The organism is Methylobacterium phyllostachyos, from assembly GCF_900103445.1.
Taxonomy (GTDB): Bacteria; Pseudomonadota; Alphaproteobacteria; order Rhizobiales; family Beijerinckiaceae; genus Methylobacterium; species Methylobacterium phyllostachyos.
The window spans coordinates 225638-241789 of record NZ_FNHS01000002.1; the positions used below are offsets into that span (position 1 = coordinate 225638).

Here is a 16152-nt window from a genome sequence, read left to right on the forward strand (position 1 = left end):
CCCAACCTGGCCGGCCGTTTGGTCGGACCAGCTGCGCTCAAAGGCTTAAGGCGGGAATCCGAGTCAAATCCGGTCCTTGTCCGGCCGGAAGTATAGCGGATTCACATTGGGCCCCGGGACCGCTCAGCGGCGCCTTTTACGCCGTCCGGGGCGACACGATTTTTTTTTGGAAATCTGCATATGCTTTGAGAAAAGCCCCGAAGACCCCGGGGTCACGGGCGGTCCGGCAACCGACGCGGCGCATCGGCCGACCAGCCGAGCGTCCTGCCTGGTCGCCGTACGAGGCGGCGCGGCGGGGTACCGGAGATAAGTTGGGGCACGCGTTCGGACCCTGTTCGGCGGACCGGTATCGGTGACGAAAGGGCGGATGGCGTGTTGGGCTGGAAGATCTCGGCATGGAAGCCTCCGAACGCGGAGGCTCGGCACGCGACGCGGCACTCCGGCGATTAGCGGGTCGGTGCGGCGGTCGTCGGTATCATGCGTCGGTTCCCCAGGGTCCCGGGACGATCGCAAGGCAGTCGCGAGGAGGCAAGGCTTGCGGCGACGACTTCGGCGTTGTCCACAGAACCGCGATGCGGTCGGTGACCGGTCCGGAAGCGAGCTAGCCCGCGGCCCGGTCGATGCGGTCGGCGGTCTGGCGCAGCCGGGCAGCGATGCTCGCGGGGAGGAAGTCCATCCTCGCCTCGGCCGCCCCCGGTTCCCCGATGTCTAAGAACTCGTTGGCGGCGGCGACCCGCGCTTCAGTCAGCAACCTGTCGTGCCGGGCATAGACCTGCGTGCTCTCGGGTGAGGCGTGGCCCATCAGCATCTGGACCTCCGTCAGCTTGAGCCCCGCCCCCCCGGGCACAGGAATGAAGTTGAGCATGTAGACGCCGTAGCTGTGCCGCAGGGAATGCAGCGTCCATACGTGGTCGGGCGCCTCGCGTGGCCCCTCGACGCCCGCCCTGAGAACGGCAGCCTTGAACTGCTTCTGCAACGCGGTGTCGCTGGCGTCGTTCAGGGCTTCGCCGCGCCCCTGGCCGTCGAGCTTCTTGAACAGGAACTGCTCGTCGTCGGCGGTGCCGACATACTCGGAACGGAGATAGGCGCGCATCTCGTCCCAGAAGCGCGACAGCAGGGGCTCGTAGAGATAAACACGGCTCATCGCGCGGCCCTTGAAGCGCAGCCGGTCCCGCTTCGGCATCTCCCGCCCGAAGCGTCGATTGTCCGGGTCCACGACCCAGACCTCCCCCGTCGTCGCGTCGATGTCCGACAGGCGCAGGTTGAGGGCTTCGTGAAGGCGGAGCCCTCCCCCGGCGAGGAGCGCGTAAAGGGCCCTGTCCCGGTGCGACCTCGCCGCATCGAGGAGGTCAGATAGGTGTTCGAGCGGGAAGTCCTTGTTCTCCAGATCGACTTGGCTGCCGCCGCGGAGGGGGCTTCGCAAACCGCGTGGCCTTTCGAGTTGGCCCCTGATGCGAACGCAGCCCCCGATCAGCGTGTGCTGCTTGAGCCGCTCCCGTTCGAGGCCCGACCACGCCTCCACGCCATCAATGGCGGCGAAGGTGACCGCCAAGTCCTGCAGGTCGGCGACCAGTCCCTGGTCCCGGAGGATGGACATCGCGTTCTCGGCCTCGGCGCGGCCAAGGCGGAGGAACAGGTTCGTCGCAGCAAGGACGGGTGCAAAGCTGTTTCGGGCGAGGCCGTGGCGCAGCCCGATGTCCTCTGCATAGTCCGACAGGTCCGGAAAGGCGGGCCCTTCGACTTCAACCCCATCTCTGAGGAAGAGCGGGTAGACGTCGAGCGCGCCGGCGATGATGTCCTGGCGGGCAGGCCTGCCGAAGACCTGGCACTCGATGAGGAAATCGACGAAGCGCGCCGCTGCCTCGACGTAGCGCTTCGCGGTGGTGGCGCGATAGCCCTTGGTATCGAGGTGACGCGCAAAGCGAACGAGCGCGTCGACCTCGAACCCCGCGTCATTGATGAAGACGTCCTCCCGGATGCCCGAGGGGCGTGTGATGGTCAGCCGCGTGAGATGCTTTAGGGCCATCGCCCACCTTGTATATGCCTGGGCCCCGCGTTGGCCGCGGCGAATCAAGACCCACCCCGAAGTCATTGCCTGGGCGTACGGCGCGCGACGCTATGCGATCACTCAGGGTGATGATACATATCGCGTCACGCCTTGGTTAAGAGAAGCGGCGGGCGACGTGACCGATGACGTTTATCGTCAGGCGATCACGGCTGCGGGCATGGGCTGCATGGCCGCCCTGGAAGCCGAGAAGTTCCTCGCCAATCTGGATATCGGCGAGACCCCGGTCCAGGCAGCAGCCGAGTGAGGTTGCTTAGGGCGGGGGCATTGCATCCCCGGTAAGCATGTGCCAGTCGGCGGGCACCTAGTGCACCGAATTCCGGATCGGTGTGCTTGCGCCGGACCATGCACCATGTGCATAGGGGTATCGACTGCGCCGGGATGCTTCTCACGCATACCCGCGCGGTACCCCGTGGTTTGCCCCACGGCCGGTGCCGCGCTCGTCGCCCGGTGATCCGCCCGCTGTGCCACGCGTCCGCTTCATACGGGCGCTGTAAGTGGGCTCGCGCTGGTAGGGGTTCTGGCCTTGGATTGGGATAAGATCCGGATCTTCCTGAACGTCGCGGAGGCGGGCAGCTTCACAAAGGCGGGTGACGACATCGGCCTCAGCCAGTCGGCCGTGAGCCGGCAGATCAGCGCGCTGGAGCGCGAGCTGAAGGCCCCGCTGTTCCATCGCCACGCCCGGGGCCTCCTGCTGACCGAGCAGGGCGACCTGCTGTTCCGGGCTGCCCGGGACATGAAGCTGCGTCTGGAGAATACCCGAGCCCGCTTGGTCGAGACCTCGGAACGGCCGACCGGCGACCTCAAGGTGACCACCACCGTGGGTCTTGGCACCTCCTGGCTGTCACAGCGGGTGGGCGAATTCCTCGATCTCTACCCGGATGTGCGCATCGAGCTGATCCTCACCAACGAGGAACTCGACCTCGCCATGCGCGAGGCGGATGTGGCGATCCGCATGCGTCGGCCTGCGCAGCCGGATCTGATCCAGCGGCGCCTCTTCACGGTCCATTACCATGCCTTCGCAAGCCCCGATTACGTGAAGCGCTTCGGCGAGCCCAAGACGATCGAGGAACTCGACGATCATCGCTTGGTCTCGTTCGGCGGCAACGAGCCTTCGTACCTGCTTGCCGCCCACTGGCTGGCCGATGCCGGCCGCGAGGGGCGCGAGCGGCGGCAGGTCCACCTGACGGTGAACAATATCGGCGCGCTACAGCGGGCCATGGAGGCCGGTGCCGGCATCGGCATCCTGCCCGACTACGCGGTGGATGGCGGCCAGCAGCTCGTCCAGGTGCTGCGCGAGACCGAGATGCCGAGCCTGGAAAGCTATCTCGTCTACGCCGAGGAGATGCGCTCAGTCGCCCGGGTTCAGGCGTTCCGTGACTTCCTGGTCTCGAAGGCGCAGCGCTGGACCTATTGAGCGGCGGGCAGGCGGATCACACGAACAGCCGCTCGCCCTCCAGCCCCTTATAAAGCCCCGCGACCTGCTCGCCGTAGCCGTTGTAGATCAGCGTCGGCACCCGCTGGTCGGTCCCGAGTACACGCTCGGTCGCCTGGCTCCAGCGCGGATGGGGCACGGCTGGGTTCACGTTGGCCCAGAAGCCGTATTCGGAAGCCTGCAGGCCCTCCCAGAACGTCTTCGGCCGGTCTGCGGTGAACGACACCTTCACCAGGGACTTCGCGGATTTGAAGCCGTATTTCCACGGTACGGCGATTCGGATCGGCGCGCCGAATTGGTTGAGCAACGGCTTGCCGTAGATGCCGGTGGCCACGAAGGCGAGATCGTTGTTGGCCTCGGCGAGCGTCAGACCTTCCGTGTAGGGCCAGGGGTAGAAGAACGCGCGCTGGCCCGGCGCCATCGCCTTGTCCATGAAGGTCTCGAAGCGGATATATTTCGCTCCGGAACTCGGCTTGGCGAGCGCCACGAGCTTTGCGAGGGGGAAGCCGGTCCAGGGCACGGCCATCGACCACGCCTCGACACAGCGGTGGCGATACAGTCGCTCCTCTAGGCCAATTTTTCGGATCAGGTCATCGACCCCGATCTCGAACGGCTTCTCCACGAGCCCGTCGATCTTCAGGGTCCAGGGCTGGGTCTTGAGCGCATTCGCGGCCGGCAGCACGGTCTTCGACGTGCCGAACTCGTAAAAGTTGTTGTAATCCGCGCTGAACTTCTCCGGCGTGATCGGCCGATCGAGGGTGTAGGCGGGATTTTGCGGCGCCGGATAGAGCGATGGGTCGCCCGCGGCCGCGAAGGCGGCCCGGCCACTCAGGAGCGAGCCAGCGGCGATACCGGCCGCACCGCCGAGAAGCGTCCGGCGATTCAGGAACACAGCCTCCGGCGTCGCGAGGTGCTCCGGAATCTCCCATCCGCGCGTGCGCTTGATCAACATGGCCGGCTCCTCAAGTTTTCCGCGCGAACGTCTCACAGATCGGCTCGGGCCGGTGAGGGTGCAAGCGCCGCAGCCTCACCTTTCGGCGAGCACTGCCGGGCGGTTACGCGGAGCGGGCGCGTCCAGGCGTCGCGGCACAGGGCCGAGGGTCACGCGTCGGGCAGCTCATCCCGCAGCATACGCCGGAGCACCTTGCCGACATTGGTCTTGGGCAGCGTGTCGTGCATCACCACCCGCCGCGGCACCTTGTAGCCGGTGAGCTGCGTGCGCGCATGCGCCCGGATCGCGTCCGGCGAGACCGTCGTATCCTTTAGGACGACATGGGCCACCACCATCTCGCCGGTCTCCTCGTTCGGCGCTCCGACGACCGCGCATTCGAGCACGCCGGGATGAGTGGCGAGCACGTCCTCCACCTCGTTCGGATAGACGTTGAACCCGGAGACGAGGATCATGTCCTTCATCCGGTCGACGATCTTGAACTGCCCGTCGGGCAGCATCACGGCGACGTCGCCGGTACGAAAGAACCCGTCCGCCGTCATCGCCCGGGCGGTTTCCTCCGGCCGGTTCCAGTAGCCGCGCATCACCTGAGGCCCGCGCACGCAGATCTCGCCGGGCTCCCCGGGCGGCACCGGCTGGCCGGACGCATCGCGGATCGAGACCTCCGTGGATGGCAGCGGGAAGCCGATCGTGCCGGAGAAGTCCCGCATCCCGCGCGGGTTGACGCAGACCACCGGTGAGGTCTCCGACAGGCCGTAGCCCTCGATAATCGTGTTGCCGGTGAGCGCCTTCCAACGCTCGGCCACCGCCCGTTGGACCGCCGTGCCGCCACCGACCACGAAATCGAGGTGCGAGAAATCCACCGTGCCGATCTTCGGATGGTTGATCAGCACGTTGAACAGCGTGTTGACACCCATCAGGCAGGTGAAGCGATAGCGGCTGAGGGTCTTGACCATCCCGTCACAGTCGCGCGGGTTGGGGATCAGCAGGCACGAGCCGCCGCTGCGCATGAACTGGAAGAAGCACGCGGTCAGCGCGAAGATGTGGTAGAGCGGCAGCGCCGTCACGGCGCAGCGCTCGACGCTCGGGTCCTTCGAGTCGAACCAGATCTGCGACTGCTCGACATTCGCCATGATGTTGCGATGGCTCAGCATCGCCGCCTTCGCGATACCGGTGGTGCCGCCAGTGTATTGCAGGAAGGCGAGGTCCTCCGGCTCGATCCGCACCGGGGCCAGAGCCCTGCGGCTTCCAAGGCGTAGAACCGCCGCGAACGGGACCGCGAGCCCCTCCGGCAGCCGGAACGGCGGTACCGCCTTACGCACGTGCCGGCTCGCCAGATTGATCACGCGCCCCTTGAGGCCAAGCCCGTCGCCGGGCCCGACGAGGACGACGCGGTCGAGGGCGACGTCCGGCAGCGAGGCCGCGACGGTCGCGCCGAAATTCTCCAGCACGATCAGGAACCGGGCACCGGAATCGTTGATCTGCTGGGTGCATTCCCGTGGGGTGTAGAGGGGATTGGTGTTGACCACGGTGCCGCCTGCGATCAGCACGCCGAAGATCGCCACCGCGTAGGCGGGTACGTTCGGCAGCATGATCGCAACGCGGTCGCCCTTGGCCAACCCCTCGGCCTGGAGCCAGGCCGCGAGGGCGCGCGCCTGCTGGCCGAGCGCGGCGTAGGTCAGGGTCGAGCCGAAGCACAGCATCGCCGGCCGGTCTGCGAACGTGGTCACGCTGTTCGTGAACAGATCGACCAGAGTGCCGAGGCGCGGGACGTCGATCTCCGCGGGGACTCCGGGGGGATACGCGGCGAGCCAGGGGCGGCGCGAGGCCGGATCGACCTGGGGATTCCGCGTCCGCTCGTCTGTCGCCGCCTGAGCGCCGTGCTCGATCACGCTCGCCTCATGCATCACGAAGCCTCCCTCAGGCTCGGCTCTGACCGGCCGAGTCCCCCCACGCAGGACGCGGGGATTCTGCGGGAACCGCGGGCGCCCGGCAAGCCGGCACGCTCAGACCACTGGACGAAGCCGGCGCAATGTCGTCAGTGCCGCGTGCGGAAGGGCGGCGGCGACCAGGATGACGGCCGCAAGGCCCGCCTCGTCAGGATGGAGGGCGCGGCGCGGCCAGGGGCCGAGTCCCAAGGGACCTGCGAGACCCAGCACGATCGCGCCGAGCCAAAGGGCCAGGAAGGCGAGCGCCCCGGCGCCAAGCCGCTTCAGCCGCGGCCGCAGGGAACGGTTGGCCGTAATGACGGCAAGTCCCACGATGCCGCCGAACAAGGCTACCGCCACCCCGGCTCCGAGCCCGTAGCCTAGCCAGAGCGGCTGGTAAGTCAGGAACGCCATCCCACCGGTTGCGAAGCCCGCACGCAGGATCACCCCGCCGAAGGTCGGATAGAGCCCGGCCAGAAGCAGCAGCACCGCCCCCACGACGCCGAAGAGAATGCGGCGTGGCCCGGAGGCGGGGCCGGGCGCCGCAGCCTCGCGGGCGAGATGGGCGAGCCCGTAGACGAGCGCGAAGGCGAAGAGCGGGTAGCGCCCAGCAAAGTAACCGAAGACGAGTGGCTCGACAGCTTCAGGCATGGCCGAGCGCTGGCTGAAGCCGGCGACGAAGACGAGGATCAGTGCCGCCAGCATGGCGAGGATTGGAACCGCTGCGCCGAGGGACGTCCGCCACCCTGTCGCCGTCGCATGGGGCTGCTGGGGCATCATGGGGCGCACCGTGTGGCACGGTTGGGGATGGGCAGCTCGAATTTGCCGCGCGCCTGCCGTTCCCCCTCGGCCGGAGAGGGGGGCTCCCGTCTCGGCGAGGGTCGGTCAAGGGGTGCGACGGTGCGCAATGGAGCGACGGCCTTCATAAAGGTCGCGTGCCATCCGGATGCCGGGTTTCCATCCCTCGACCTGTCTCGCGAGTCACCCTCCCCCGCAGAGGGGAGAGGGAACCGAGCGAATCCGGCTGTCCCAGTCCGGAGGCGGGAACAGAGCCATGCCACCAGATTGACCCGGCCTGCCGACATGCTCAGCGAAGCAGCCCGCCCCTACTTCGCCTCGTAGTGATCCCGCACGAGACGGTCGAGGAGGCGCACGCCCCAGCCGGCGCCCCAGCTGCGGTTGATCTCGCTGGCATTCGACGACATCGCCACGCCCGCGATGTCGAGATGCGCCCACGGCACCTCCTCGACGTAGCGCTTGATGAAAGAGGCCGCCGTCGCCGCGCCGCCGTGGCGGCCGCCGGTGTTCTTCATGTCGGCGAACTTGGAATCGATCGCCTTGTCGTAGGCGGGGATCAGCGGCATCCGCCAGACCTTCTCGCCGGTGGCCTCGCCCGCCGCGTGGATGTTGCCGGCCAGCGTATCGTCGTTCGAGAACATCCCGGCGATGTCCTGGCCGAGGGCCACGATGATCGCGCCGGTGAGCGTCGCGAGGTCCACCATCGCCTTCGGCTTGAAGCTGCGGATCACGTGGGTGATCACGTCGGCCAGCACGAGGCGGCCCTCGGCGTCGGTGTTGATCACCTCGATCGTCTGGCCCGACATCGACGTCACGATGTCGGAGGGGCGGTACGCGCCGCCATCCGGCATGTTCTCGACGATGCCGATGGCGCCGACCACGTTGCAGCGCGCCTTCCGCGACGCCAGCGCGTGCAGCGCTCCGACCACGGCGGCCGCGCCGCCCATGTCGCCCTTCATGTCCTCCATGCCGCCGCCCGGCTTGATCGAGATGCCGCCGGAATCGAAGATCACGCCCTTGCCGATCAGCGCTACGGGCGCCTCGCCGGCGGGGCCGCCGTTCCAGCGCATGATCACGACCCGCGGCTCGCGGACGGAGCCCTGCGCCACGGCGAGCAGTGCGCCCATGCCGAGCTCCCGCATCCGGGCGGGCTCCAGCACCTCGATCTCGACACCGAGCTTGCCGAGTTCCGAGGCGCGCTTGGCGAACTCCTCCGGAAAGAGCACGTTCGGCGGCTCGTTCACGAGGTTGCGGGCCAGGATCACGCTGTCGGCGAGCGTCCGGGCGCCCTCTCCCTCGCGGGCGGCCGCTTCGTGGTCGGGCAGCAGCAGGGTCAGCGTGGTGCCGGCCTTTTCGTCGGCATCGGGCTTCTTCTTGGTCTTGTAGCGGTCGAAGCTGTAGGTCCGCAGGCGCGCGCCGAGGGCGAACTGGCCGGCTTCCCGGGCGGAGACCACTGCCCCCGGCCAGTCGAGCACCACCCGGGCCGTGCGGCCCGAGACCTTGCCGGCCGTGAAGCCGCCCAGCGCCGGCCAGTCGGTCTTGGCGCGGTCCTTGTCGGAGCCGAGACCCACCACCACGAGGCGGTCCGCCGCGATGCCCGCGGGCGCTGGCAGGCTCAGGGCGCTGAGCGAGCGGCCCTTGAATTTCTCCGAGGCGGCCGCGCGGGCCACGAGGTCCGCCCCCGATCCGCCCAGGATCTCCCGGGCCGCCGAGCCGAGGGCCAGGTCGTCGCCCACGAACACCACGAGATCGCCGGATCCACTCGGGCCCTGCCCGCTCTTCTCCAGGGGACCGAAACCGATCTCGATACCGTCCGCCATACCCGCCGCCATCCCTGCCGCCGTCGCACACCGAGGCCGCGCTGAGCCGCGCAGGCCATCCGCCCTGTGTAGCCGCTGAGGCGAAGAACGCAACGCGGCGCGACAGCCCTGGAATTGCCCCTTTTGTCGGGTCCCTGCCGCGCCGGGGGCGCGATGGGACGGGCGGGACTGCCGGGCCGATGAGGCTGATCGAGCGCTACATCTTCCGGATCGCCCTGGGCGCCACCCTGGCCTGCCTGATCGGGCTGACCGGCACCATCTGGCTGACGCAGGCCCTGCGCGAGCTCGACCTCGTGACCGCCAAGGGGCAGACGCTGCTCGTCTTCCTGTTCGTCACGGGATTGTCACTGCCGACGCTGATCGTGGTGATCGCACCGGTGGCCCTGTTCATCGGCACGATCTACGCCCTCAACAAGCTCAACGGCGATTCCGAGCTGATCGTGATGTCGGCGGCCGGCATGCCGCCCCGCGCGTTGCTGCGCCCGTTCCGCAGGCTGGCGGTGATCGTCAGCTTCCTCGTGGGCTTCCTCGTGGTGGTGGTGATGCCGGCGAGCTTCCAGGAGTTGCGCGACGTCATCACCCGGGTGCGCGGCGACTTCATCGCGAACGTCGTCAAGGAGGGGCAGTTTACCCAGCTCGACAACGGCATCACCTTCCATTTCCGCGAGCGCGGCCCGGGCGGCACCCTCAAGGGCCTGTTCATCCAGGACCGCCGCGAGGCCGGCAAGACCAAGGTCTACCTCGCCGATCGCGGCAACGCCGTCGACATCGACGGGCAGAGCTACCTGATCTTGGAGAACGGCAGCGTCCATCAGCAGCAGAAGGACTCGCGCGATTCCTCGATCCTGACCTTCGAGCGCTACACGATCGACCTCGCGGCCTTCGCGCCGCCGGATGCCGACACGATCTACAAGCCGCGCGAGCGCTCGACGACGCAGCTTCTGTTCCCCGATACGAGCGAGGGCTATTACAAGCTGCAGAAGGGCCGGTTCCGGGCCGAGCTGCACGATCGGCTCTCCGCCTGCCTGTACCCGCTGGCGCTCGCCTTCATCGCCTTCGCGGCTTTGGGGGACCCCCGCACCACCCGCCAGGGGCGGGGTCTCGCCATTGCCGGGGCGATCCTCGCGGTGGTGGCCTTACGGATCGCGGGTTTTGCGGCGGTCAGCGCTGCTGCGCGGAGCCAAGCCGCGGTGGCCGCGGTCTACGGCGTGCCGCTGCTCGCCATCGTCCTGTCCTGTCTGCTGATTTTCTGGGGGCCGCAGGTGCGGGCCTTCAACGGCGCGGTGGCGCGGGGGCTGCGCAGCCTCGTGCCCGGCCGTCGCCTCGCCCCGGCGTCCTGAGCCGGCCATGTTCATCGGACCGACCCTGGGGCGGTACTTCGCCGCCCGCTTCGCCCGCACGGTGCTGGGCGTGTTCATCACCGTCTTCGCGCTGGTCTACACCCTGGACTTCGTGGAGCTGCTGCGCCGCGCCGGCGAGAGCCAGGGCGCTTCTACCGGTCTGATGGCGCAGCTCTCCCTCTATCGCACCCCCGCGGTGGCCGAGGGCGTGCTGCCCTTCGCGGTGCTCTTCGGCTCGATGGCGACCCTGCTTCAGCTGTCGCGCAAGCTGGAGCTGGTGGTCGCCCGCGCGGCCGGGATCTCGGCGTGGCAGTTCCTGCAGCCCGGGATCTTCGTGGCCCTGGCGCTGGGCGCTCTGGCGGTCGGGATCTACAACCCGGTCTCGGCGCTGCTGAAGCAGCGCTCGACCGAGATCGAGGCGAAGATCTTCGCCAAGGCCACCAAGGCCGGTTCCGGCAAGGATCTCTGGATCCGCCAGAAGGGCATCGACGGCGAGGCGATCCTGCGCGCCGAGACCGCGATCGAGGGCACCACGACCCTGTCGGGCGTCTCGGTCTTCGCCTTCGACGCGGCCGGCAAGTTCGTGGACCAGCTCGTGGCCGCCCAGGCCACCCTCCACGACGGCTACTGGGAACTCTCCGATGTGCGCGTTCTCACACCGGACGCGCCGCCTGAGTCGTTCGACACGTACCTGATCGCCTCAAACCTCGACCCCGGGCAGGTCCGGCAGCGCTTCACCCCCCCGGAATCTGTGCCTTTCTGGCAACTTCCCACAACGATCGCACGCACCGAGCGGGCCGGTTTGGACGCCACCCGATACCGCCTCCAGTACGATGTCCTGTGGGCAAGGCCGGTTCTATTCGTGGCGATGGTTCTAGTCGCCGCAACCGTTTCCTTACGGTTCTTCCGCTTTGGTGGTGTCGGCAAACTCGTCCTCGGAGGCGTCGCGGCCGGCTTCACCCTCTACGTGATCCGACAGGTCATGGAGGGGCTCGGAGCGTCCGGACTCGTCGCTGCACCGGTGGCGGCCTGGTTCCCCGCCGTGGTAGGCAGTCTTCTCGGTACGCTCACGCTTCTGTACCAGGAAGACGGCTGACGCCCGCGATCCGTCGCGGGCAGGGAGACCGGTGGTGGGGTTGGTGGCGGTCAACGTCACAGGGGTTGGGACACGCGTTGCGTAAGGTCGCCGACATCCTGCGGAAGGCGGGCCTCCTGGCCATGCTGGCGCTTAGCGCGCCGCTGGCGGGTGGGCTGTCGGCGCACGCCCAGGGCCTGCCCGAACTCCGGACCGGCAAGCCCGGCGACAAGCTCCTCGTCGAGGCCGACGAGCTGATCTACGACAACGACCACAGCACCGTGACCGCGCGCGGCAATGCCGAGCTGCATTACGGCCCCCGGACGCTGCAGGCCGACCGGGTGCGCTACGACCGGAACACCGGCCGCGTCTTCGCCGAAGGCAATGTCCGCCTCACCGAGGCCGATGGCGGCGTCGTGACCGGCGAGCGCATGGAGCTCACCGACGACTTCAAGACCGGCTTCGTCGACGCCTTCCGCGGCCAGCAGACGGTGCAGCGCAAGTTCGAGACCGTGCGCACCCGCTTCTCGGCGCCCCGCGCCGAGCGCCTGAACGGCGAGCAGACGAGCTTCGATTCCGGCAGCTACACGGCCTGCGAGCCCTGTAAGGACCACCCGGAGACGCCGCCGCTCTGGCAGATCAAGGCGAAGAAAATTATCCACGACAACCAGACCCACACGGTCTACTTCGACGAATCGACGCTCGAACTCGCCGGGATCCCGGTCGCCTACCTGCCGTATTTCGAGGCGCCCGACCCGACGGTGAAGCGCAAGACCGGCTTCCTGACGCCGCGCTTCGTCAGCACGACGGCGCTTGGCACCGGCGTGTCGCTCCCCTATTTCGTGGATCTCGCGCCGAACTACGACCTGACCCTGACGCCGACCGTGCTTAGCCGCCAGGGCCTCCTGGCGCAGGGCGAGTTCCGCCAGCGGGTCGATAACGGCTTCTACAACCTGCGCCTGTCAGGCATCTCGCAGACGACGCCCTCGGCCTTCCTGCCGAGCCCGCTCGGCGCGGGCGAGCGGGACTTCCGTGGCTCGGTGGAATCCGAGGGCCGGTTCTACATCAACCCGCGCTGGCGCACCGGCTGGGACCTCGTCGGCGTGACCGACAAGTGGTTCCTCGACAATTACCGGATCCGCAACCAGAACATCACCACGGATTATTTCCGGGAGGCGACTTCCACCGCCTACTTGATCGGCCAGGGCGATCGCTCGTGGTTCGAGGCGCGTGGCTACTACTTCAAGGGCCTGTCGAGCTTCGACTGGCAGAAGCAGCAGCCGATCGTCGCGCCGGTGATCGACTACGACAAGCGCATCAACGGCCCGGCCGAGATCGGCGGCGAGGTGCGCTTTCAAGCCAACATCACCAGCCTGAACCGCGAGACGACGCAGTACCAGGGCCTGCCGCGGACTTCGAGCTACCTGTTCTCGCCGAGCGTGAATGGCGTCAGCTTCCCGCTGTATCAGACCTGCACGGTGTTCCAGCGCGGCACCTGCGCGATCCAGGGGCTTGCCGGCAACAACACCCGCGCCTCCGCGGAGCTGTCCTGGCGGCGCAGCTTCATCGACGACATCGGCCAGAAGTTCACGCCCTTCGCCTATCTGCGCACCGACGCGTTCTTCACCAGCACGAGCTTCTCGGGCTACCAGAACGACCTCGTCCCCCAGGTCGCCCATGTCGACCAGGGATTGGCCGGCCGGGTCATGCCGGCGATCGGCCTCGACTACCGCTACCCGTTCGTCGCCAATTTCGGCGCGCTGGGCGTCCACACCCTAGAGCCGATCGGCCAGATCATCGCGCGCCCCTCCGAGACGCGGATCGGCCGCCTGCCGAACGAGGACGCGCAGAGCCTCGTCTTCGACGACACATCGCTGTTCGAATGGGACAAGTTCTCGGGCTACGACCGGGTCGAGGGCGGCGTGCGCACCAATCTCGGCGGCCAGTACTCGGTGGTGACGCCGTCGGGCTGGTACGCGAACGTGCTGTTCGGCGAGTCGGTCCAGCTCGCGGGCGTGAACTCGTTCCGCCGCGGCGACATCGCCGATGTCGGCCTCGATTCCGGGCTTGAGACGCGGCGCTCGGACTTCGTCGGCCGGTTCCAGGTCTCGCCGAACCAGAACATCACGTTCATCACCCGGGCGCGGTTCAACCAATCCGACTTCCACGTCGCGCGCCTGGAGACCGGCGCGACGGCCCGGTTCGCGCCGTTCCTGCCGCTGACGCTCTCGGCTTTCTACTCGTACTACGAGGCGCAGCCGCTCCTGGGTTACAGCCACTACCGCGAGGGCATCACCGCCACCGCGACCTACAACATCACGCCGAACTGGTTCGTAACGGGCTCGCTGCTGGTCGACCTCACGCACTTCCTCGACGTGCGCAACACCTATCAGGACGCGCTGACCAGTTATCTCGCGAACCCGATCGGGACCGTGCCGGTCTATCAGAATCCGGGCCGGTTCTACCTGTCGGGGGCGAGCTTCGGCGGCGGCTATCAGGACGAGTGCACGACGGTCTCGCTGAACTATATCAACTCGCCGATCGCCACCGCGACGGGCGTGCGCGAGCGCAATCAGACGGTGCTGCTCCGCGTCGAGCTGAAGACGCTGGGTGAGGCGGACCTGCGCCAGAACGTCGGCACGGCCACCACGGCGGACGGCATCGCGTCGGTGCGGTAAGCGCAGCGGGACGGGTGCGCCCGCGCCCGGCCGGCGCTATAGACCCTTCATGCCGCCCCTCGCCCTCACCCTTGGAGACCCCGCCGGGATCGGTCCAGAACTGGCGCTCAGCGCCTGGCTCGGGCGCGGCGGTGCCGACCCGCTGCCGCCCTTCTTCCTGGTGGGCGATCCGGCCTTCATCGAGCGCCTCGCAAACCGCCTTGGCCGACTCGTCCCGGTGGCCGAGGTCGATCCCGAGACCGCCGCGGAGGTGTTTCCCCGCGCGCTGCCAGTGGTGCCGCTGCCGAGCGGGGCGCTTGTAGCGGCCGCGCCCGGCGTGCCGGACACGGCCAATGCCGGCGCAACGATCGAGTCGATCACGGCCGCGGTCGCGTTCGTGAAGGCCGGGCGCGCCAGCGCCGTCGTCACCAACCCGATCGCCAAATTCGTGCTGACCCGGACCGGCTTCGCCCATCCCGGCCACACCGAGTTCCTGGCGGCCCTCGCCGTGCCCCCCGGCCGCACGCCGCCGCGGCCGGTGATGATGATCTGGAGCGAGGGGCTGTCGGTGGTCCCGGTGACGATCCACGTGCCGTTGAAGGACGTCCCCGAGCTTCTGACCCAGGAACTGGTCGAAGAGACCGCCACCATCGTGGCCCGGGACCTGCGGGAAAAATTCGGCCTGCCCGAGCCCCGCCTCGTGCTCGCCGGCCTGAATCCCCATGCGGGCGAGGCCGGCACGATCGGTCACGAGGATCGCGACGTGCTCGCGCCCGCGGTGGCGCGGCTGCGCGCGGCGGGCATCGACATCCGCGGACCGCTTCCGGCTGATACCTTGTTTCACGCCCGCGCCCGCGCGACCTACGACGTCGCCCTGGCGCCGACCCACGATCAGGCCCTGATCCCGATCAAGACCATCGCGTTCGACGACGGCGTGAACGTCACCCTGGGCCTGCCGTTCGTGCGCACCTCGCCCGATCACGGCACCGCCTTCGACATCGCCGGACAGGGGATCGCCCGGCCCGACAGCCTCGTGGCGGCCCTGCGCCTTGCGGCCCGGCTCGCCGCCAACGCGGCCGATCGCGCCGAAACACTGGGCGGCGAGGTCGTGCCGTTCAGCGTCTATGCCGGACGGCCCAGGCCCGCAGGTGCCCGACACTTCGACCCCGAGGACGAGTTGTGAGCGCCGGGGACGGTCTGCCCCCGCTCCGCGAGGTCGTCGCCCGGCACGGGCTGGAACCGCGGAAGGCCCTCGGCCAGAACTTTTTGTATGATCTCAACCTCACCGGTCGGATCGCTCGGTCCGCGGGCCCCCTTGAGGGTGTGACGGTGGTGGAGGTCGGCCCGGGTCCGGGCGGGCTGACCCGCGCGCTGCTCGCCGAAGGCGCCGCCCGCGTGGTGGCGATCGAGCGCGATCCCCGCGCCCTGCCGGCGCTCGCCGAGATCGCCGCGCATTACCCCGGACGGCTGGAGGTGGTGGACGCCGATGCGCTGGCCTTCGATCCGCGGCCGCTGATCGGCTCCGGGCCGGCACGGATCGTCGCCAACCTGCCCTACAATGTCGGCACGGCCCTGCTCACCGGCTGGCTCGACGGCGAGGCCTGGCCGCCCTGGTGGGATCAGGCCGTGCTGATGTTCCAGCGCGAGGTGGCGGAGCGGATCGTCGCCAGTCCGGAGGAGCGGGCCGATTACGGCCGGCTCGGCGTGCTGTGCGGCTGGCGCACCGAGGCCGAGATCCTGTTCGACGTCAGCCCCTCGGCCTTCGTACCGCCGCCGAAGGTCACGTCGAGCGTGGTCCGGCTGGTGCCGCGGGCCGCGCCCTTGCCCTGCCGGGCCGGCGCCCTGGAGGCCGTGACCCGGGCGGCCTTCGGCCAGCGCCGCAAGATGCTCCGCCAGAGCCTGAAGGCGCTTACGCCGGAGGCCGCCCGCCTGCTGGAGGAAGCCGGCCTCGCCGAGACGGCGCGGGCGGAAGAGATCCCGGTGGCGGGATTCGTGGATCTCGCCAACCTGTGGGACGCGCATAGAAAAGCCGGCACCGCGTTGGCGGCACCGGCTTGAGAGACGTAGCTTCGGCTCCGGCCGGGG

Annotated in this window: 11 protein-coding genes and 1 pseudogene; 7 read left to right on the plus strand and 5 right to left on the minus strand. The window is 68.5% G+C overall.

Annotated features, from left to right (window positions below):
- Positions 1-601: 601 nt before the first annotated feature.
- Positions 602-2074, minus strand: coding sequence for a tyrosine-type recombinase/integrase (locus BLQ49_RS03820; RefSeq protein ID WP_244507421.1), 1473 nt, complete (start codon positions 2072-2074; stop codon positions 602-604).
- A 97-nt stretch (positions 2075-2171) separates the two neighbouring features.
- Here BLQ49_RS03820 and BLQ49_RS03825 point away from each other — a divergent pair.
- Both BLQ49_RS03825 and BLQ49_RS03830 read left to right on the plus strand, forming a co-directional pair.
- Positions 2172-2312 (plus strand): annotated as a pseudogene (locus BLQ49_RS03825) (thioredoxin reductase); the annotation flags it as partial.
- 279 nt (positions 2313-2591) lie between these two features.
- A complete protein-coding gene (locus BLQ49_RS03830) occupies positions 2592-3482 on the plus strand; it encodes a LysR family transcriptional regulator (RefSeq protein WP_012317569.1) in 891 nt (296 codons plus the stop codon).
- A gap of 16 nt (positions 3483-3498) precedes the next feature.
- Here BLQ49_RS03830 and msrP read toward each other — a convergent pair whose 3' ends face one another.
- From msrP to BLQ49_RS03850, 4 genes are all read right to left on the minus strand, one after another.
- On the minus strand, positions 3499-4452 hold the full coding sequence (gene msrP / locus BLQ49_RS03835; RefSeq protein WP_091713449.1) for a protein-methionine-sulfoxide reductase catalytic subunit MsrP: 954 nt from the start codon (positions 4450-4452) through the stop codon (positions 3499-3501).
- A gap of 149 nt (positions 4453-4601) precedes the next feature.
- Entirely contained in the window at positions 4602-6356 is a 1755-nt protein-coding gene (locus BLQ49_RS03840) for an AMP-binding protein (RefSeq protein WP_091713451.1), read from the minus strand.
- Between the two features lie 99 nt (positions 6357-6455).
- A complete protein-coding gene (locus tag BLQ49_RS03845) occupies positions 6456-7157 on the minus strand; it encodes a hypothetical protein (protein WP_244507422.1) in 702 nt (233 codons plus the stop codon).
- Positions 7158-7483: 326 nt separating this feature from the next.
- On the minus strand, positions 7484-8995 hold the full coding sequence (locus BLQ49_RS03850) for a leucyl aminopeptidase (protein WP_091713454.1): 1512 nt from the start codon (positions 8993-8995) through the stop codon (positions 7484-7486).
- Between the two features lie 179 nt (positions 8996-9174).
- Between BLQ49_RS03850 and lptF the strand changes: the two genes are divergently transcribed.
- The 5 genes from lptF to rsmA all read left to right on the plus strand — a co-directional run bounded on the left by lptF (position 9175) and on the right by rsmA (position 16125).
- Positions 9175-10335 carry an LPS export ABC transporter permease LptF gene (gene lptF / locus BLQ49_RS03855; RefSeq protein WP_091713456.1) on the plus strand — a complete coding sequence of 387 codons (1161 nt, stop codon included), beginning with the start codon at positions 9175-9177 and terminating at the stop codon, positions 10333-10335.
- 7 nt (positions 10336-10342) lie between these two features.
- Complete coding sequence (gene lptG / locus BLQ49_RS03860) at positions 10343-11431, plus strand: LPS export ABC transporter permease LptG (RefSeq protein WP_091713457.1); 1089 nt, start codon at positions 10343-10345, stop codon at positions 11429-11431.
- Positions 11432-11508: 77 nt separating this feature from the next.
- The gene (locus BLQ49_RS03865) at positions 11509-14088 is read left to right on the plus strand and encodes an LPS-assembly protein LptD (RefSeq protein ID WP_091713459.1); all 2580 of its coding nucleotides are present in this window, start codon (positions 11509-11511) and stop codon (positions 14086-14088) included.
- Between the two features lie 49 nt (positions 14089-14137).
- Entirely contained in the window at positions 14138-15250 is a 1113-nt protein-coding gene (pdxA, locus tag BLQ49_RS03870; protein WP_091713461.1) for a 4-hydroxythreonine-4-phosphate dehydrogenase PdxA, read from the plus strand.
- Positions 15247-16125, plus strand: a complete 879-nt coding sequence (gene rsmA / locus BLQ49_RS03875) for a 16S rRNA (adenine(1518)-N(6)/adenine(1519)-N(6))-dimethyltransferase RsmA (RefSeq protein ID WP_091713463.1) — start codon at positions 15247-15249, stop codon at positions 16123-16125. The genes pdxA and rsmA overlap by 4 nt, the downstream gene beginning before the upstream one ends.
- Positions 16126-16152 lie beyond the last annotated feature (27 nt).

Bases quoted from the DNA above. Each gene is read 5' to 3' on its own strand.
- pdxA (WP_091713461.1), top strand. From the start codon at position 14,138: ATGCCGCCCCTCGCCCTCACCCTTGGAGACCCCGCCGGGATCGGTCCA.
- BLQ49_RS03840 (WP_091713451.1), bottom strand. From the start codon at position 6,356: ATGCATGAGGCGAGCGTGATCGAGCACGGCGCTCAGGCGGCGACAGAC.
- lptF (WP_091713456.1), top strand. From the start codon at position 9,175: ATGAGGCTGATCGAGCGCTACATCTTCCGGATCGCCCTGGGCGCCACC.
- BLQ49_RS03845 (WP_244507422.1), bottom strand. From the start codon at position 7,157: ATGATGCCCCAGCAGCCCCATGCGACGGCGACAGGGTGGCGGACGTCC.
- msrP (WP_091713449.1), bottom strand. From the start codon at position 4,452: ATGTTGATCAAGCGCACGCGCGGATGGGAGATTCCGGAGCACCTCGCG.
- BLQ49_RS03850 (WP_091713454.1), bottom strand. From the start codon at position 8,995: ATGGCGGACGGTATCGAGATCGGTTTCGGTCCCCTGGAGAAGAGCGGG.
- lptG (WP_091713457.1), top strand. From the start codon at position 10,343: ATGTTCATCGGACCGACCCTGGGGCGGTACTTCGCCGCCCGCTTCGCC.